This window comes from Streptomyces sp. bgisy027, assembly GCF_057710365.1.
On the sequence record NZ_JBYIVZ010000035.1, the window covers coordinates 26,549 to 44,997 of the forward strand.

At 72.6% G+C, this 18,449-nt stretch carries 16 protein-coding genes and 2 pseudogenes; 14 read left to right on the forward strand and 4 right to left on the reverse strand.

Going from position 1 to position 18,449, the window contains the following annotated elements; all coding sequences use genetic code 11:
- The first annotated feature begins 28 nt into the window (after positions 1-28).
- From AC3ETA_RS30970 to AC3ETA_RS30990, 5 genes are all read left to right on the forward strand, one after another.
- Complete coding sequence (locus AC3ETA_RS30970) at positions 29-328, forward strand: hypothetical protein (protein WP_432196191.1); 300 nt, start codon at positions 29-31, stop codon at positions 326-328.
- A gap of 204 nt (positions 329-532) precedes the next feature.
- On the forward strand, positions 533-715 hold the full coding sequence (locus AC3ETA_RS30975) for a hypothetical protein (RefSeq protein ID WP_432196192.1): 183 nt from the start codon (positions 533-535) through the stop codon (positions 713-715).
- A gap of 195 nt (positions 716-910) precedes the next feature.
- Entirely contained in the window at positions 911-1,330 is a 420-nt protein-coding gene (locus tag AC3ETA_RS30980; RefSeq protein ID WP_488187652.1) for a hypothetical protein, read from the forward strand.
- 120 nt (positions 1,331-1,450) lie between these two features.
- On the forward strand, positions 1,451-2,590 hold the full coding sequence (locus tag AC3ETA_RS30985) for a PLP-dependent cysteine synthase family protein (protein WP_432196194.1): 1,140 nt from the start codon (positions 1,451-1,453) through the stop codon (positions 2,588-2,590).
- The gene (locus AC3ETA_RS30990) at positions 2,587-3,843 is read left to right on the forward strand and encodes an MFS transporter (protein ID WP_432196195.1); all 1,257 of its coding nucleotides are present in this window, start codon (positions 2,587-2,589) and stop codon (positions 3,841-3,843) included. The genes AC3ETA_RS30985 and AC3ETA_RS30990 overlap by 4 nt, the downstream gene beginning before the upstream one ends.
- Positions 3,844-3,852: 9 nt before the next feature.
- On the opposite strand, the gene AC3ETA_RS30995 is transcribed toward AC3ETA_RS30990, so the two are convergent.
- The 4 genes from AC3ETA_RS30995 to AC3ETA_RS31010 all read right to left on the reverse strand — a co-directional run bounded on the left by AC3ETA_RS30995 (position 3,853) and on the right by AC3ETA_RS31010 (position 7,694).
- Complete coding sequence (locus tag AC3ETA_RS30995; RefSeq protein WP_432196196.1) at positions 3,853-4,554, reverse strand: response regulator; 702 nt, start codon at positions 4,552-4,554, stop codon at positions 3,853-3,855.
- Positions 4,555-4,677: 123 nt separating this feature from the next.
- Positions 4,678-5,355 carry a CBS domain-containing protein gene (locus AC3ETA_RS31000; protein WP_432196197.1) on the reverse strand — a complete coding sequence of 226 codons (678 nt, stop codon included), beginning with the start codon at positions 5,353-5,355 and terminating at the stop codon, positions 4,678-4,680.
- 32 nt (positions 5,356-5,387) lie between these two features.
- A complete protein-coding gene (locus tag AC3ETA_RS31005) occupies positions 5,388-5,852 on the reverse strand; it encodes a cyclic nucleotide-binding domain-containing protein (RefSeq protein ID WP_432196198.1) in 465 nt (154 codons plus the stop codon).
- 120 nt (positions 5,853-5,972) lie between these two features.
- Complete coding sequence (locus tag AC3ETA_RS31010; RefSeq protein ID WP_432196199.1) at positions 5,973-7,694, reverse strand: SulP family inorganic anion transporter; 1,722 nt, start codon at positions 7,692-7,694, stop codon at positions 5,973-5,975.
- A gap of 249 nt (positions 7,695-7,943) precedes the next feature.
- Between AC3ETA_RS31010 and AC3ETA_RS31015 the strand changes: the two genes are divergently transcribed.
- The 9 genes and pseudogenes from AC3ETA_RS31015 to AC3ETA_RS31055 all read left to right on the forward strand — a co-directional run.
- A complete protein-coding gene (locus AC3ETA_RS31015; RefSeq protein WP_432196200.1) occupies positions 7,944-8,900 on the forward strand; it encodes a universal stress protein in 957 nt (318 codons plus the stop codon).
- A gap of 23 nt (positions 8,901-8,923) precedes the next feature.
- Positions 8,924-9,790 (forward strand): universal stress protein, encoded by an 867-nt coding sequence (locus AC3ETA_RS31020; RefSeq protein ID WP_432196201.1) that lies wholly within the window; start codon positions 8,924-8,926, stop codon positions 9,788-9,790.
- Positions 9,791-9,904: 114 nt separating this feature from the next.
- On the forward strand, positions 9,905-12,286 hold the full coding sequence (locus tag AC3ETA_RS31025) for a phosphoketolase family protein (protein WP_432196202.1): 2,382 nt from the start codon (positions 9,905-9,907) through the stop codon (positions 12,284-12,286).
- Positions 12,287-12,445: 159 nt separating this feature from the next.
- Entirely contained in the window at positions 12,446-12,946 is a 501-nt protein-coding gene (locus AC3ETA_RS31030; RefSeq protein ID WP_432196203.1) for a flavodoxin domain-containing protein, read from the forward strand.
- A gap of 193 nt (positions 12,947-13,139) precedes the next feature.
- On the forward strand, positions 13,140-14,213 hold the full coding sequence (locus AC3ETA_RS31035; RefSeq protein ID WP_432196204.1) for a zinc-dependent alcohol dehydrogenase family protein: 1,074 nt from the start codon (positions 13,140-13,142) through the stop codon (positions 14,211-14,213).
- A gap of 409 nt (positions 14,214-14,622) precedes the next feature.
- A pseudogene (locus tag AC3ETA_RS31040) lies at positions 14,623-14,815 on the forward strand (histidine kinase); the annotation flags it as partial.
- Between the two features lie 168 nt (positions 14,816-14,983).
- Positions 14,984-15,853 carry a universal stress protein gene (locus tag AC3ETA_RS31045; protein WP_432196205.1) on the forward strand — a complete coding sequence of 290 codons (870 nt, stop codon included), beginning with the start codon at positions 14,984-14,986 and terminating at the stop codon, positions 15,851-15,853.
- Positions 15,854-16,230: 377 nt separating this feature from the next.
- Complete coding sequence (locus AC3ETA_RS31050; RefSeq protein ID WP_432196206.1) at positions 16,231-17,859, forward strand: MFS transporter; 1,629 nt, start codon at positions 16,231-16,233, stop codon at positions 17,857-17,859.
- 74 nt (positions 17,860-17,933) lie between these two features.
- Positions 17,934-18,422, forward strand: a pseudogene (locus AC3ETA_RS31055) (acyl-CoA dehydrogenase family protein); the annotation flags it as partial.
- Between the last annotated feature and the right edge of the window lie 27 nt (positions 18,423-18,449).

An 18,449-nucleotide genomic window follows, 5' to 3' on the forward strand; every position in this document is an offset into this window, starting at 1 on the left:
CGCCGACGCGAGCCCGCGCGCCGGGGTCGTGCCGGCCGGGCATCTCGTCGCCGTGGTCAGCGCCGCCCGGCTTCTCGGCCCGACCGAACGGCTGTTGTGGCAGAGCGGGCCGATGCTGGACGCCGTACACCGGCTGCCGCTGTTCGTCCGGCCGCTCCCAGGCCGGGTGCACGGCACCGGGCCGGCGCCCGCCATCAGCGAGGACACGACACCGCCGCGGTCGGCGGCACCGGTACGGCGGCACTCGGGCAGGGCGCCTCCTGCGAGCGTGCGCGTCTCCTTCGCCCCCTTCCGGCCGATGCCGATCGGCCTCCTGCTCCTGCCCTGACGGGCGTGACGCGGGGGCCGCCCGGTGCGGCCGGTCCCTCCCATGACCGAGAAGCAGGCTGGTGGTCGCTGCTGGAGCGGCCCTGGGCCGAGGGCCCGTTGGCGGACCAGTACGACGCAGGCGCCGTCGCCCGGGCCACCGGCGACATCCCCGTGCTCATCACCACGATCATCGCTGCTGGAGCGGCCCTGGGCCGAGGGCCCGATGGCGGACCGATACGACGCCGGCGCCGTTGCCTGGGCCACCGGCGACATCCCCGTGCTCATCACCACGATCATCCTCGCGATCCAGTGGGTCCGCTCCGACCGGCGCGAGGCCCGCCGCGTGGGCCGGCGGTCCGCCGTGTGGGGCGGTGGTCACTCACGGTGGCGAAGGCGATGGCCGTGAGCTTTCCGGTCATCTTCATGGCCCGGGACGCTTGCAGCGGGATCCTGCTGCTTGCAGCGCAATCCTGGGCTCGGTGCGTCGCCCGCGGCGGCGCACAGGGCCAATCAGGGCCATGCGTCACCTGATGCGGTGAGCCGTCGTCGGTGATGAGCGCTTTGCGTACGCGACTGATTACGGTTTGTTCTCATGTCGGCCGTGCCAGCTCCTCGACACCACCGCTCCGCGTCACGGACCGGAGCGGTGCTCGTGCTGCTGCTGGCCGCGCTCCTGCATGTGCTGGCCTGTGCCCACGGCCCGACCCCTGCGGGTGAGGTGCGCGCGGACACCCCGCTCGTCGCCGCCGTGTGTGGACAGACACCGCACGACCAGCAGCAGACAGGCACCGGGCAGTCGGCGCCGTATCACGACAGCGACGCGCACTGCTGGGGCGGGGACGAGCCGACGGTGCAGCCTCCGCGTGACGTCACGCCGGCCCTGCCCGTGGTGCATGACGCCGTGCCCGGCGGACACACAGCCGTCCCGGCACCTCCCTCGCGCCCCGGCCCGGCGCCGGCGGCCTTCGGCGGACCGTCGGCCGGGCATGCGCGGGCCCTCCTGGGCGTGTGGCGGGCCTGATCGGCCCCGCTGCCGACCCCGAACCTGACCCGGGCGTACGGCAGCCGACCAGCTCCGCCCCCCTTCCCCGAGCACCCGGCCGACGGCCCTTCACGGCACCGGCCGCAGGAGAAGCACGTCATGAACCACCCCAGCCGTACGCCCGTCCCGCCTTCCCCGGCCCAGCTCCTGGCCGACACCAAACGGCCGGCGCGCACCGTCGCCGGACTCGTCGGCGACACCCCCGTGTTGTGGATCGGGGAGCCCTTCACCGCCGCCGGCCGTGGCTTCTGGGTGAAGCTCGAAGGCCACAATCCCGGAGGCATCAAGGACCGCACCGCCCTGTACATGGTCCGGGCGGCCCGTGAACGCGGCCTGCTGCTGCCCGGTGCCCGGATCGTGGAGTCCACTTCGGGCACGCTCGGCCTCGGTCTGGCCCTCGCCGGCGCCACTTTCGGCCACCCCGTCACCGTCGTCACCGACCCGGGCATGGAACCGCTGATGACCGGCCTGCTCACCGCCTACGGCGCCGAGGTCGAACTCGTCGACACGCCCCACCCCACCGGCGGCTGGCAGGAGGCGCGCCGTCGACGGGTCGAGGAACTCCTGGCCGGCCGGCCGGACGCGTGGTGCCCCGACCAGTACAACAACCCGGACAACGTCGCCGCCTACGCCCCGCTCGCCCACGAGATCGTCGCCCAACTCGGCCGCGTCGACAGCCTCGTGGTGTCCGTGGGCACGGGCGGTCACTCCGCCGGGATCGCCACCGTGCTGCGCGGATTCTTCCCCCGCCTGCGGGTGGTCGGGGTGGACACCACCGGCTCGACGATCTTCGGGCAGCCCGCCGCGCCCCGCATCATGCGGGGACTGGGCTCCAGCATCCACCCCCGCAACGTCGCCTACGACCTGTTCGACGAGGTCCACTGGGTCGCCGCGCCCGAGGCGGTGTGGGCCGCGCGGCGGCTGGCCCGCGACCACTACGCCACCGGCGGCTGGAGCGTCGGGGCCGTGGCGCTGGTCGCCCGCTGGCTGGCCCGCGGGCTGCCGCCGGAGGAAAGGATCGTCGCCGTCTTCCCGGACGGCCCGCAGCGCTACGTCGGCACCGTCTTCGACGACCCCTACTGCCGTGAGCACGGCCTCCTCGGGCATCCGCCGGCCGACGACCCGGACGAGATCGCCCACCCCGCAGAACGGACCGTCACCCGCTGGACCCGCTGCACCCACGTGACCGACCCCCTCGCCACGGCCTCCGCTTCGGGGCTGACGGGAGCCGCCCGATGAGGACGCTGTGGCGGCAGACCCGCTCCTTCCCGCCCGCCGTACGGCTGCTGATGGCCAATCAGTTCGCCATCAACCTCGCCTTCTACATGCTGATGCCCTACCTCGCCGCCCACCTGTCCGGCGGTGTCGGCCTGGCGGCCTGGGCCGTGGGACTCGTGCTGGGCGTACGCAACTTCTCCCAGCAGGGCATGTTCCTCATCGGCGGCACCCTCGCCGACCGCCTCGGCCACAAGATCCCGATCATGACGGGCTGCCTGCTGCGCACGGTGGGCTTCGCGCTGCTCGGCTGGGTCGACAACCTCGCCACCCTGATCGTGGCCTCCGCCGCCACCGGCTTCGCAGGTGCCCTGTTCAACCCGGCGGTCCGTGCCTACCTGGCCGCCGAGGCGGGCGAGCGGCGGGTGGAGGCGTTCGCCGCGTTCAACGTTCACTACCAGGCCGGCATGCTCCTGGGGCCGCTCGTCGGACTTGCCCTGCTCGCCGCCGACTTCCGGCTCGTGTGCACGACCGCCGCGGCCGTCTTCGCCGCACTGACCGTGTTCCAGTGGCGCCGTCTGCCGGCCCGTCCCGGCCATGCGCAGGGAACCGTCCGCCGGGAGGGCGTGCTGTCGCAGTGGCGAACGGTCGCCGCCAACCGGCCCTTCCTGCTCTTCGCCGCCGCCATGATCGGCTCGTACGTGCTGACCTTCCAGGTCTACCTGGCGCTCCCGCTGGCAGCCGCCGACGCCCTCGGCGCCAACGCCACCGCGGCCACGAGCGGACTGTTCGTCGTCTCGGCGGCGGTCGCCGTCGTCGGCCAGTTGCGGCTGACCGGCTGGGCCGGACGGCGCTGGCGATCCGACCAGGCGCTGGCGCGGGGACTGGCCGCGATGGGGCCGGCCTTCCTGCCGCTCGCGCTCGTCCCGCGCGGCTCCTCGGCGGCGGCGCTGGGCGCGCTGGTCGTCGCGGTGGTCCTGCTCGCGGTGGGCTCCGCCGTGGTCTACCCGTTCGAGATGGACACCATCGTCGCCCTGTCCGGCAATCGCCTGGTCGCCACCCACTACGGCCTCTACAACACCATCTCGGGCCTGGGCATCACGCTGGGCAACCTCGTCACCGGAGCACTGTGGGACTTCGCCCGACGGCACGACGCCCTCTGGCTGACCTGGACGGCCCTGACCGCCGTCGGACTCGCCTGCGCCTTCGCCGTCACCGCCCTCGCGCGCACCGGCCGTCTCACCCCCGCGCGCAGGCCGGAGCCGGCCCCCGTCTGACGAGCGCGCTCACCGCGTGGGACGGTCCCCGGTGTCGGGCTGCTCCAGGTGGGAGGCCAGGACCGCGGCCTGGACACGGCGCTGGACGCCCAGCTTGGCCAGCAGCCGCGAGATGTGGTTCTTGACGGTCTTCTCCGAGAGGTAGAGCTTCCTGCCGATCTCGCGGTTGGTGAGACCGTCGCCGATCAGGGCGAGAATGTCCCGCTCACGCGGCGACAGACTCGCCAGCTCCGGGGGCACGGACGGGGTCTCCGCGGGGTCGGCCCGCAGCGAGCGCATCAGCCGGGCCGTCGTCGCGGGGTCCAGCATGGACTGGCCCGAGGCGACCGTGCGCACCGCCGAGACCAGGTCGGAGCCCCTGATCTGCTTGAGGACGTAGCCCGAGGCGCCGGCCATGATGGCGTCGAGCAGGGCGTCCTCGTCGTCGAACGACGTCAGCATCAGACAGGCCAGCTCCGGCATCTGGCTGCGCAGCTCGCGGCAGACGGTGATGCCGTCGCCGTCCGGGAGGCGTACGTCGAGCACCGCGACGTGCGGGCGCAGGGCCGGACCACGGACCAGGGCGTGCTCGACGGTGCCGGCGTCGCCGACCACGGAGATGTCCGGTTCGGCGTCGAGCAGGTCGGTCAGGCCCCGGCGTACGACCTCGTGGTCGTCCAGCAGGAACACGCGGATCGGGTTCTGCTCCGTGAAGGTGCCTGGCCCAGTCATGACGACCCCTCGTTCCCCGGTGTGGCTTCTGACGACGATCATCGCTCGCCGGGGCCGGTCGCACTAGGGCCGACCGGCCCTAGTGGCCCCCGGGAAGCGCCCGGGTCGGCCCGAGAGGTTTACTCACCGGCTCCAAGCGGTGCTCTCACCTGCCGATATGGGGGATTCCAGGGCGAAGTCCACATCCACCACCCCTTCGACGGTACGGATCAGACGGGCGGCGACGGGGATCAAGGACGTGTCCCGGACATGCCCGGCGAGGTTCACCACGCCGTCGTGGACCTCGACCCGGATCGCCGCGGACGACATGGGGAAGAGGTGGGCGACGACCTCGCGCCGTACCTCCTCGGCGATCTCGTCGTCCTCACGCAGGAACACCTTGAGCAGGTCGGCCCGGCTGACGACGCCCTCCAGCATGCCCAGCTCGTTGACCACCGGCAGCCGCTTGACCTTGGCGCGGGCCATGGTCCGGGCGGCCTGGGCCAGAGTCGCGTCCGGGCGGGTGGTGAGCGCCGGGGAGGTCATGAGCTCCTCCGCGGTGACCGCGCCGGCCTTCGCCAGGTCGGACAGGCGCCGCAGCTGGGTGTAGCGGTCCGGGTCGCTGTCGCGGAACTCCTCCTTGGGCAGCAGGTCGGCCTCGGAGACGACGCCGATCACCCGGCCCTCGCCCTCCAGCACGGGCAGGGCGCTGACCTTCCAGTCCTGCATCAGCCGCACGATCTCCACGAACGTGGCCCGGCGGCCGACAGCGGCGACCGTGTGCGTCATGACGTCGCTGACGACGTGCGGGTTGCCGAACATGACGGCTTCTCCTCACTTGCCTCGCGGGCGGGTCAGACGGAGCTGCCGGCGCCGTACGGCGCGTAGAGGTCCAGCAGCCGGGTGCGGGCCGAGCGCAGACGGTGCGCGAGGACGTTGCCGACCCACTGGGCGACGGCGTTGCCGAGCGCCGGGTCCTCCCGGCACATCGCGCGCACGGTCGTCGCGTCGAACTCGTACGCCCGGACGGGGGTCGTCGCCTCGGCGCCCAGGTGCCAGACGTGCGGGGTGAACAGCCAGGACCAGCCGACGAGTTCGTTGTGCCGCAGGCTCTCGATGACGGCCGGGCGGCGGCCCGGTACACGCATGTCGAGTTCTACGGTGCCGGTGCGGATGATCCAGAACCGGTCCGCCCTGTCGCCCTCCTCGAACAGGCGCGTCCCTTCGGGGAAGGACACCTCGCGTGCCATCTGCATGAGCCGTTGCCGGTGTTCGGCCGGCAGCGCGCGCAGCAAGCTGGGCGTGGGTGTGGTGATCATGGCGTGCCTCCCGACGGGTGCAGGGACTTCCACTGCCAGCGTCCGCCCGCCGGCCGCGCCGGACCATGGGCCACCCGGCCCCTCGCGGCGGGCCACCCGGCTCCCGCGCCCCGGTGCCGCCTACCGGTCGCCCGACCACTCGCGGTAGGCGGCCACGGCGGTCGGCAGGGTCGGAAAGATCCGCTCCGCCCCCACGGCGTCCGCGAGGCCGTACGCCTGGAGGTCCTCCCGGAGGTCCTGCTTCACGCGGGCGAGGGCGAACACGATGCCACGGTCCGTGAGCTCCTTGCGCAGCTCGTCGACCGCGTCCAGCGCGGTGATGTCGACCTCCACGTTGGCCTCGGTGTTCAGGACGAACCAGCGGACGGGTGCGGTCTGCTCGTCCACGGCGGCCAGGGCACGGCGGCGGAAGTCCTCGGCGTTGGCGAAGAAGAGCGGTGAGTCGTAGCGGTAGACCAGCAGCCCGGGGATCGTGCGGGCGGTCGGGTAGTCGTCGACGTCGTGCATGCCGGCGACGCCGGGGACCACGCCCTGGATGGCGTCGTGCGGCCGGGCGACCCGGGTCAGCAGCTCGGCCACCGACAGGCCGACCGCGACGAGGACGCCGTACAGGATGTCCAGGGCGAGGACGCCGACCAGGCAGCCGAGCGCGAGAAGGAGTTCGCGGCGGCGGAAGGACGCCAGGCGGCGGAAGCCCGCGAGGTCGATCATGCGGACCGCCGCGTAGACGACGAGCGCGCCGAGGGCGGCCGACGGCGTCCGGCTGAGCAGCGGGCTGAGGAACAGCAGGACCGTGAGGACCACGACCCCGGCGATCAGCGAATACCCTTGGCTGCGGGCGCCGGACGAGGCGGCGAGCGCGGTCCGGCTCGCGCTGCTGCTGACCGGGAAACCGTGCAGGGCGGCGGCGCCGAGGTTGGCCGCGCCCAGCGCCAGGAACTCCTGGTCGGCGTCGAGTTCGGGGCCGTCGTCCGAGTCGTCCTTGCGGCCGGAGAACGCCCGCGCGGTCAGGATGAAGTCCGTGTACCCGACCAGGAGTACGCCGAGGGCGGGCAGCACCAGACCCGGCACCTCGGCCCAGTCCGGCCGGGCGAGGCCGGGCAGGCCCGAGGGGACGTCGCCGATCACCTTGACGCCGTAGCGCTCGTCGAGGTCGAAGAACATCACGGCGAGCGTGCCGAGGAGCACGGCGAGCAGTGGACCGGGCACGGCACGGACGTACTTCGCCACCAGGAAGAGCAGGGCGAGGGCGGTGGCCGACAGCAGGACGGTGGCCACGTGGGCCTCCGTCACACCGGCCGCGAACGACCACACCTGAGGGAAGAACCTGGACCCCGTCGTCTCGACCCCGGTCAGCTTGGTCAACTGGTCCGCCATCATGATCAGCGCCACGCCCGCCATGTACCCGATCAGCACCGGGCGCGAGAGCAGATCCGCGAGGAAGCCGAGCCGTACCGCCCGCGCGACCAGGCACAACAGCCCGACGGTGACCGCGAGGGTGACGGCCAGGGTGGCGTACCGGCCGGGGTCGCCGGCGGCGAGCGGGGCGACCACGGTGGCTGTCATCAGCGCGGTCGTGGACTCCGGGCCGACCGACAGCAGGCGCGAGGACCCGAACACCGCGTACAGGGCCAGCGCCGGCAGGATCGCCCACAGCCCCGCGACCGGCGGCAGCCCGGCCACGCCCGCGTACGCCATCACCTGGGGGACGAGATACGCCGCCACGGTAAGGCCGGCCAGGACGTCACCGCGCAGCCAGGAGCGCCGGTAGCCGAGGAGGGCGACGACTCCCGGCACCAGGTGCCGCCACTGCGGAACGTGCCCGCTCCTGCCCTGCTTCATCGGCCACCCTTCTGCGTCGTGCCTCAGGATCCACCGGAGTGCCCACGGCCGCGACAGACGAATCGATTCCGGCCGAGCATGCACCCCAACGGGCCGTGCCGGCACCTCCGTTCAGCCCACCGGATCCCGCAACGGCCGGGGCCGGTCGGCCCCTTGCAGGGACTTGCGGCCCCTGCCGGGCACGCCGTCCGTGGGCGACGCTCGGATCGGGACCCCCGACTCGGGACCCCCGATCCAGGAGGTGGAACCATGACCCGCACCGTCACTCTCAGCGTGACCGCCGGGTTCGACGGCTCGCGTGAGAGTCGTGCGGCGGCCGAGTGGGCGGCTCGCGAAGCACAATTGCTCGGTCTGCCGCTGAAGCTCATTCACGTGTGGGAGCCCGTACCGGAGCCCATGGCCCAGGCACCGCTCCTCGGCGTCGAGACCCAGCGGCACCGGACCGAGCGAAGCGAGACGGGGGCACCCCCGGCCGAAGGCCCGGGGAGGATTCCACAGGACGCGGCCGAGGGCATCCGAGCGCGGCACCCCGGCCTCGACGTGACGGTCGAGCAGCTGTCCGGGCGGCCCGCCGAGGTGCTGGCCGACGAGGCGAAGGACGCCGAACTCCTCGTCCTCGGCTCGCGCGGACTCAGCGGTATCACCGGCTTCCTCGTCGGCTCGGTCGGCCTCGCGGTCGTGGCCCACGCCGACCGGCCCGTCGTCCTGGTCCGCGCCGCGGGACAGGACGCCGACGAGCACGAGAGCGACCCCGTCGGCACACAGTCCGCCGCGACCGCCCTCCGGCCTGTCGTCCTCGGCCTCGACATCGACAGCCCCGACCATGAGCTGATCGAGTTCGCGTTCGCCGCCGCTGCCCGCCGGGGTACCACGCTGCGGGTCGTACACGGCTGGAACCCGCCCCCGTACTACGCTTACGGCCTGTCCGCGGACCTCGAACTCCACGCTTCCCTCGCACAGCGCGAGACCACGGTCCTCACCGAGGTCATGCGCCCGTGGCGCAAGAAGTTCCCGGAGGTCGAGGTCACCGAGGAATCCCACTACGGCACCCCCGGCGGCCATCTCGTCGACGCCTCCCGGGACGCCTCCCTGGTCGTCGTCGGACGCCGGATCCGCCGCAGCACGTTCGGCGCCCACATCGGCCCCGTCACGCACGCCGTGCTCCATCACGCCATGGCCCCCGTCGCCGTCGTACCGCACAACTGACGGAAATCCGGAGGAGTTGAACGATGAACGCGATGGACCTGCCGATCGTCGTCGGTGTAGACGGCTCCGAACCCAGCCTGCGGGCCGTCGACTGGGCGGCCGACGAGGCCGTGCTGCGCGGACTGCCGCTGCGGCTGGTCCACGCCTCGCTGTGGGAGCGGTACGAGGGTGACGCCCTCGCCCACGACCTGGGCAAGCCGTCCGAACAGGTGCGGGCCCAGGACATCGTGACCACCGCGGCCCGGCGCGCCCACCGCCGCCGGGCCGATGTGAAGGTCCTGACCGACACGCTGCCCGAGGAACCCGAGTACGCGCTGGTGCGGGAGAGCCGCACCGCCACGCTGCTGGTGACGGGCACCCGCGGCCGCGGCGGCATGGCCGAGGCGCTGCTGGGCTCTGTGAGCCTGACCGTCGCCGGGCACGCACACTGCCCGATGGTCGTCGTGCGCGGCAACCACGACAACGCGGTCCGGCCGGGTGGCCGGATCGTCGTGGGGGTCGGAGAGGGGGCGCCGGTCCGGTTCGCCTTCGAGGAGGCAGGGCTGCGCGGAGCGTCGGTGGAAGCCGTACGGGCCTGGCGGTCCCCGGCACGTGAGACCACCGATCACCCGCTGCTCGCCGGCGAACCCGCTCGGCTGCACGAGCAGGAGGCGGCCCAGGCCCTGGAGAAGGCCCTGCGAGGGGTGCCCGCCGATACGGAGGTGCACCGGCGGGTCGTGGAGGGCCACGCCCGGACCGTGCTGGCGGACGCCTCCCGCGACGCCGACCTGCTCATAGTCGGGGCCCGGCGCCGGCCGCGGCACTTCGGGCTCCAACTGGGCCGTGTGGCGCACGGAGTGCTGCACCACTCCCTCTGCCCGGTCGTGGTCGTGCCCGAGCACGACGGATGACGCGCAGCGGGGTACCCGGCCGGATGACCCCGCCGACCGACGGGCCATTCCCATCAACCAACTGATGCTGAAATCAAGGCAGTTCGAAGCATCGACGACTCCGGAGTCGCCTTCATGTCCAAGGCCGAGAACCAGGACACCACCGAACTCTCCGCCGACGAGCTGCGCAAGCTCGACGCTCACTGGCGGGCCGCCAACTACCTGGCCGCGGGCCAGATCTATCTGCTGTCCAACCCCCTGCTGACCGAGCCGCTGAAGCCGGAGCACATCAAGCCGCGGCTGCTCGGCCACTGGGGCACCTCGCCGGGCCTGAACCTCGTGTACACCCACCTCAACCGGGTGATCGGGGCGCGCGGGCTCGACACGCTGTGCGTGTGGGGGCCGGGACACGGCGGGCCGTCCGTGCTCGCCGGGTCCTGGCTGGACGGCAGCTACAGCGAGATCTACCCGGACGTGCCGCGGGACGGCGGAGGGATGGAGCGGCTGTTCCGGCAGTTCTCCTTCCCGGGCGGCGTGCCGAGCCACGTCGCCCCCGAGGTCCCGGGATCCATCCACGAGGGTGGCGAGCTCGGATACTCCCTCGCCCACGCCTACGGCGCCGCCTTCGACAACCCGGACCTGCTCGTGGCCTGCGTGATCGGCGACGGCGAGGCCGAGACCGGGCCGCTGGCCGCCTCCTGGCACTCCAACAAGTTCCTCGACCCGGTGCACGACGGCGCCGTCCTGCCGATCCTGCACCTCAACGGCTACAAGATCGCCAATCCCACCGTGCTGTCCCGGCTGCCCGCGGCCGAACTCGACCAGCTGCTGCGCGGCTACGGCCACGACCCGCTCCACGTCACCGGTGACGACCCCGCCGCCGTCCACCGCGCGCTGGCCCGCGCCCTCGACGAGGCACTGGACCGGATCGCCCTGATGCAGCGGTCGGCCCGTGAGGGCGGCGTCGCCGAGCGGGTGCACTGGCCGATGATCGTGCTGCGCACGCCGAAGGGCTGGACCGGCCCCGCCGAGGTCGACGGTCTGCCCGTGGAGGGCACCTGGCGCGCCCATCAGGTCCCGCTCGCCGGCGTGCGCGAGAACCCGGAGCACCTGCGGCAGCTGGAGGCGTGGCTGCGCTCCTACCGGCCCGAGGAACTCTTCGGCCCGGACGGGCGGCCCGTCGCCGACGTCCTCGCCTGTGTCCCCGACGGCCCCCGCCGACTGGGCGCCACCGCGCATGCCAACGGCGGGCTCCTCGTCCGCGACCTGCCCATCGGGTCCCTGGACTCCTTCGCCGTACCGGTCGACAAGCCCGGCACGACCCTGCACGAACCGACCAGGGTTCTCGCAGAGATGCTCCGACAGGTCATGAAGGACACCCGCACGCGCCGGGACTTCCGGGTCGTCGGTCCGGACGAGACCGCGTCCAACAGGCTCCAGGCGGTCTACGACGCCAGCGGCAAGGCGTGGCAGGCGCAGACCCTGCCGGTCGACGAACACCTCGACCGGCACGGCCGCGTGCTGGAGATCCTGTCCGAACACACCTGTCAGGGCTGGCTGGAGGGCTATCTCCTGACCGGGCGGCACGGACTGTTCTCCTGCTACGAGGCCTTCGTCCACATCGTCGACTCCATGGTCAACCAGCACATCAAATGGCTCAGGACGGCCCGGCGACTGCCCTGGCGCGCGCCCATCGCCTCCCTCAACTACCTGCTGACCTCGCACGTCTGGCGGCAGGACCACAACGGCTTCTCCCATCAGGACCCCGGCTTCGTCGACCACGTCCTCAACAAGAGCCCCGAGGTCGTGCGGGTCTACCTGCCGCCGGACGCGAACACCCTGCTCTCCGTCGCCGACCACGCCCTGCGCAGCCGCGACTACGTCAATGTGATCGTCGCCGGCAAGCAGCCCTGCTTCGACTGGCTGTCCATGGACGCCGCCCGCGCCCACTGCGCACGCGGCGCCGGCATCTGGGACTGGGCCGGCACCGAGAACGGCGGCGAACCGGACGTGGTCCTCGCCTGCGCCGGTGACGTGCCCACACAGGAGGTGCTGGCCGCCGCGCAGCTGCTGCGCCGGCACCTGCCGCAGCTCGCGGTCCGCGTGGTCAACGTCGTCGACATGACCCGGCTCATGCCGCGCGAGGAACACCCGCACGGCATGACCGACTTCGAGTACGACGGCCTGTTCACCGCCGACAAGCCGGTGATCTTCGCGTATCACGGCTACCCGTGGCTGATCCACCGCCTCGCCTACCGCCGCACCGGCCACAAGAACCTGCATGTGCGCGGCTACAAGGAGTCCGGCACCACGACCACACCCTTCGACATGGTCGTCCGCAACGACCTCGACCGTTTCCGCCTGGTCATGGACGTCATCGACCGCGTCCCCGGCCTCGCCGTGCGCGCCGCCGCCGTACGCCAGGAGATGGCCGACGCCCGCACCCGCCACCACGACTGGATCCGCGAACACGGCACCGACCTGCCGGAGATCGCCGACTGGACCTGGAGTACCTGACCCCCCGCAGGGGACCGACCACGCCGATGGCCGGTCCCCTCCGCCCGGGCCTGTCGTGTCGCCGCGTTCCGGGCCGAAAGGCCCCATCGTCGGACCCGGGCAGCCCATGGGATCGGGCGGTCGGGTGCCGCACGGTGGGAGAGGAGGAGGCGAACCGTCATGACCGACAAGGTGCTGGTGGCCTACGGAACGACCAATGGATCGACCGCGCGGATCGCCGAAGCCGTCGCCGACGTCCTGCGCAAGGACGGGCTGGCGGTGGACACGCTGCCCGCCCGGTCCGTGCCGAGCGTGTCCCCGTACGACGCCGTCGTGATCGGCGGCGGACTGTACGCCGGACGCTGGCACAAGGACGCCCGCCGCTTCGTCCGGCGACACGGCCGGGCCCTGACCGGACGCCCGCTCTGGCTCTTCAGCAGCGGGCCCCTCGACGCCACGGCCTCCGAGCGGGACATCCCGCCCGTGCCCGGGGTGAAGAAGGCCATGGCACGGCTGGACGCCAGGGGCCACGTCACGTTCGGCGGCTGCCTGGAGGAAGGCGCCAAGGGCTGGGTCGCCGGGATGATCCTGCGCTCCGGCAAGGGCGGGGACTTCCGGGACTTCACCGCGATCGAGGCATGGGCGGAGCGCGTGGCCGCCGAGCTGAGGAACGGGGCGTGACGAGGGGCGTCCGACGAAGGCACCCCGTCCGGCCCCGCGAGGGTCCCGTCCGGCCCGAGCGGGGCCCGGGCATTCGCGCCAAGCTGGATATGCGGGGCAATTCCGGCGCGGGATGCCGACGGGCGCGAACCGCCTGCGAGACCCCACCGCCGGGCCCGCGCTCCGCGACACGTCGAGTGGGGTGAGGAGCGTCATGAAAGGCTACGTGTTCCACGGCGCCGGAGAGTCCGCCTGGGAAGAGGTCCCGGACCCGGCCGTCAAGGAGCCCACCGACGCGATCGTGCGCGTCGGAGCGGTCACCATCTGCGGCACGGACCTGCACATCCTCAAGGGCGACGTGCCCGAGGTGCAGCCCGGCACCGTCCTCGGCCACGAGGCGGTCGGCGAGATCGTCGAGGTCGGCAGCGACGTACGGACCGTGCGGCCGGGGGACCGGGTCCTGGTCTCCTGCATCACCTCGTGCGGGCGCTGCTCCTACTGCCGCCAGGGGGCGTACGGCCAGTGCCGGGGCGGTGGCGGCTGGATCCTCGGCCATCTGATCGACGGCACGCAGGCCGAGTACGTCCGGGTGCCGTACGCCGACCTGTCCGTGCACCCGCTGCCGGGCGCCATGGACAGCAAGGACGCCGTCCTGCTGGCAGACATCCTGCCGACCTCCTACGAGGTGGGCGTCCTCAACGGAAACGTCCGGCCCGGCGACACCGTCGTCGTGGTCGGCGCGGGCCCGATCGGACTGGCGGCCGTCGCCACGGCCCGGCTGTTCTCGCCCGAACGGATAGTCGCCGTGGACCTGGCCCCCGCCCGCCTGGAGGCCGCCCGGCAGCTCGGCGCCGACGCGGTGGCCGACGCCCGGGAGGCACCGGAACAGCTGGTCACCGACCTCACCGACGGGCTCGGCGCGGACGTCGTCATCGAGGCGGTCGGCGTGCCGGAGACCTTCGAGCTGTGCACCAGGATGGTCCGGCCCGGCGGACATGTCGCCAACGTCGGCGTGCACGGCGTGCCCGCGACCCTGCACCTCGAAGAGCTGTGGATCAAGAACATCACCATCACGACCGGACTGGTCGACACGTACTCCACCCCGACCCTCCTGCGGATGACGGCCGCCGGCCGGCTGCCCACCTCCGAGCTGGTCACCCACACCTTCCCGCTGGACCTCATGGAGGAGGCGTACGACGTCTTCGGCCGCGCCGCCGACACGGGCGCCCTGAAGGTCGTGCTGGGGGAGGAGCGGCACCAGGAGGTCGTCCCCGTGAGCGGCGCCTGACGGTCGGATGGCACTGAGCGGCGCCTGACGGTCGGATGGCACTGAGCGGCGTCTGACGGCCGGAGGGCGCCGGGTCGGGCGTCGCCGGTGGGGGGCTGGTGGCGCCCGAGCGGTGCTTCAGGAGCCGACGAGCGGTTCTTCAGGAGCGGGACTGGCACGGAGCGACACCGCGGGGGATCGGTGCCGCTCCTTCCTCCACCCTCTCTCGTGTCACCGACGGGTGCCAGGGCCGATGGGCCCCGATCACGGTCCGGACGGCCCAGCCGTGTCATCCCGGCCGGGTTCGCGCCCTCGCCGACCGGCGGGATTCCGCATCGCCGCGCGCCGGGGCCGGGGCCGGCAGCGTGACCGGTGTGCGGAGCGGCCGGTGTCCACCCGCCCGCGGGACCGGAAGGAGACGCAGGCGGGAATCCCCGAGGAGGCGCGGGCGGCCCGCATACGGCTGCCGCAGCTGAGGCCGGACGAGCTGCGGGAGGAGTTCCAGGCCCGGCTCGACGCGGCCCGCGGCAGACGCGACCGGGTGCACAGCCTGCTGGAGGCGGCTCTCCGGCGGCCGTGAGCTGGACCTGGAACAGGCCCTGCACGGCATCGTGGAGGCCGCCGAGCGGACCCCCGGCCGGGACGGTCCCGGCCGCCGGGGCACAGGGGATGGGCCGAACGTCCTTCCCCTGTGCCCCGTCCGCCTCTCGTGGCCGCCCCCGCCGGGTGTGACGGTGGGATGAGAGCCCGGATCGTCCGACAGGGCGACCCGGCAAGAGGTGGTGAGGACGATGACACTCCCCCTGGTCGTCGGCGTCGACGGATCGGACGCGAGCCTGCTGGCCGTCGACTGGGCGGTGGACGAAGCCGCCCGCGGTGACCGGCCGCTGGGGCTGGTGTACGCCTCCCTGTGGGAGCGCTACGAGGGCGCCGTACCGTCGACCGGACGTGAACGCCCCTCGGAGCGCGTGCTGGCCGAGCACATCGTGGCGTCGGCCGCCGAACGCGCCGCACTGCGCCAGCCGGAGGTGCCGGTGACGACCGGCATCGTCCCCGCGGACCCGGTCGACGCCCTCCTGTGCGAGGGCAACAACGCCTTCGCCCTGGTGACGGGCGAGCGCGGGCGCGGTGAGCTGAAGGGACTGCTCCTCGGATCGGTGAGCCTGGGCGTCGCCGCCCGCGCGCACTGCCCGGTGATCGTGGTCCGGGGCGACGAGACAGGACTGGTCGGCCTGCACGAGCAGATCCTGTTCGGTGCCGGGGACCTGGCCACCGGCGTGCAGGCCGTGCACTTCGCTCTCCGCGAGGCCGAGGAACGCGGCTGCGCCGTGGACGCCGTACGTGCCTGGCGCCGGCCCGCGTCGGAGGGCGCGTCCGCGTTCACCGAGGATCGCGCGCACGAGCCGGAGGAGCGGGCGGCGGCCCGGCTCGACGAACTGCTGGGCGAGGCCGTGGCCGAACACCCCGGCGTCCGGGTGCGCCGTACCACCGTCGAGGGCCCGGCCCGCCGGATCCTCGTGGACCGCTCGGCCGACGCCGACCTCGTCGTCATCGGAGCGCGTCACCGGCACGGCCATTTCGGCCTGCAACTCGGCCGCGTCGGCCACACCTTGCTGCACCACGCGCACTGCCCGGTGGCGATCGTGCCGCAGATGACGTGAACGTCCCTGACACGTCAGGTGTCGCGCACCCCGTGACGAGGCCGGAACTCTCACCGGCCTCGTTGCTCGGTTCTCGCTGCCGTTGCTAAAGTCCCGTCCGGCTTCTCACCGTTGGGCTCATGCCTCGCCAACCAGCTTCTTCGGGTCCCGATGACCGTGGAGAAGGTGGGAGTCACCTCACACCAAGGGATGTCCCTGTTCCGGTGGTGGCTCCCCACGTGCCGCCGCCGCGCGGGATTTCCCTTCGGCCAACGGTTTTCGGGCTCTGCGACGCGTGAGACCGGCGTTCCGCTCCAGCTCGTCGAGTGCGGGCGAACGGTACTGCGCCACGTCCCCGAAGCCACGGCCGGTGCTCCGAGTTCATGGAGGTCATCGGAGTGACGGAAGTCAAGACGGCCCAAGCCCCGGTCACGCAGCGGCCGTGGTTGATCCTCGCCATCATGTGCGTCGGCTTCTTCATGGCGCTGCTCGACGGAAGCATCGTCAACATCGCCGTCCCGACATTGATCGACGGCCTGGACGCGTCCTACGACCAGGTGCTGTGGATCATCGACGGCTACATGCTGGTGTTCTCGGTACTGCTGATCACCACCGGGCGTCTCGGCGACACCCACGGGTATCGGCGGCTGTTCCTGATCGGCATCACGCTCTTCACCGTGGCCTCGGCACTGTGCGGGCTGTCCGAGTCGCCCGACCGGCTGCTCGCCGCGCGTGTGCTGCAAGGGCTGGGCGGGGCGCTGCTGTTCCCACAGGTGATCTCGTCGATCCTGACGATCTTCCCGCCCCGGCTGCGCGGCCGGGCGTTCGGCCTCTTCGGAGCGATCGTCGGCTTCGCGCCCGTCGTCGGCCCGGTCGTCGGCGGTTTCCTCCTGGCCCATCTCAGCTGGCGCTGGATCTTCTTCATCAACGTGCCGATCGGCGTCGTCACCGCCCTGCTGGCCGTGCGGTACGTCCCGGTCATGCGGCCCGGCCGCAGCAACCGCCTCGACTTCACCGGCGTCGCCCTGGCCACCGCCGGCCTCACCGGCATCGTCTTCGGCCTCATCGAGGGCGAGCGCTACGACTGGGGAACCATCACCGGCCCGATCAGCATCGCGTCCGTCATCATCGCCGGAGTCGTGCTGCTCGTGCTGTTCGTCCTGTGGCAGCACCGCCGCAGGACCGACTCCCTCATGCCGCTCGCCCTTTTCCGCGCCCGCAACTTCTCGGTCGGCAACGGAGTCGGCTTCGTCTTCCAGCTCGGGATGATCGCCATCGCCCTCGTCCTGGTGCTCTATCTCCAGACGGCCCGCGGCCACAGCGCGCTGGAGACCGCCGCGGTCATGCTGCCCAACGCGATCCTGACCGCGCTCGGCTCCACCTACGCAGGCCGGCTGTCCGACAAGTTCGGCGGCAAGTACGTCCTCATGGCCGGCCTCGCCATGCTCACCGTCGGACTGCTCGTCCTGGTCGCCTCCACCGACGCGCACAGTGGTGCCTGGAGCCTGCTGCCCGGACTGATCGTCATCGGCATCGCCGGTGGCGCCACCTTCGCCCCGCTGCAACAGGCCACCATGGACGGCGTGAACCCCCGGTCGGCCGGCGCCGCCTCGGGCGTGTCCAACACGACCCGCCAGGTCGGCGGCGTCCTCGGCACCGCCGTACTGGGTGCCCTGCTGTCCGCCCGTATCAACGCCGATCTCCCCGAGGAGGCCCAGGCGCGGGCCGCCCAACTGCCCTCGGAACTGCGCGACGAGTTCCTGGCCGCAGCCGACGGCGCCGGGAACTTCAGCCCGCCCGCCGTTCCTTCGGGTCTCGGTGCGAGTGAGGCCGACCTCTTCCGACGCCTGGGCGACGAAGCCTTCGCGACGAGCTTCACCCACGCCATGCACGTCACCTTCCTGGTCGCGGCCGCCGTACTCGTCGCGGCGACCGCGCTGTGCGCGCTGTTCACGACGCCGCCGGGGGCGGAACCCGTCCAGGAGACGGCGGACGAGGAGGACACCCGCACCACACCCGAGGACTGACCCCGTGACCGCCGCCGCCGGCCGAGCGGAGCGGGCGCCTCACGCACCCGCTCCCGGCTCGGCGCCGACGCACTGTCGGGGGAGCGGAGGGGCAGGGCTTCGCCCAGATGACGCAGGGTCTGGAGACCGGCCGCCTCCAAGTCGCCGCCCGCGCCCTCGGGGTGGGCCGGGCCGCCCTGGAGGACGCGCTCGCCCACGCACAGGAACGCGTGTCCTTCGGCAAGCCGATCTGGCAGCACCGGTCCATCGGCAACCACGTCGCCGACATGGCGACCTCGCTCACCCCCGCACGCCGGCTCACCCTCTGCGCCGCCCGTCGCGCGGAGGCCGGACACCGGGCGGACATGGAGGCCGGCATGGCGAAGCCCTTCGCCTCCGAGGCGGCCATGCAGACCGCCCTCGACGCCGTCCGCATCCACGGCGGCTACGGCTACTCGACCGAGTTCGACGTCGAGCGCTGCTTCCGGGACGCGCCGCTGGTGATCGTCGCAGAGGGCACCAACGAGATCCGGCGCAACATCATCGCCGACCGGCTCGTGAAGCGGGGTGGGCTGGACCTCTGAGCCGGACGGCCCGAGCCGCCGCATGAC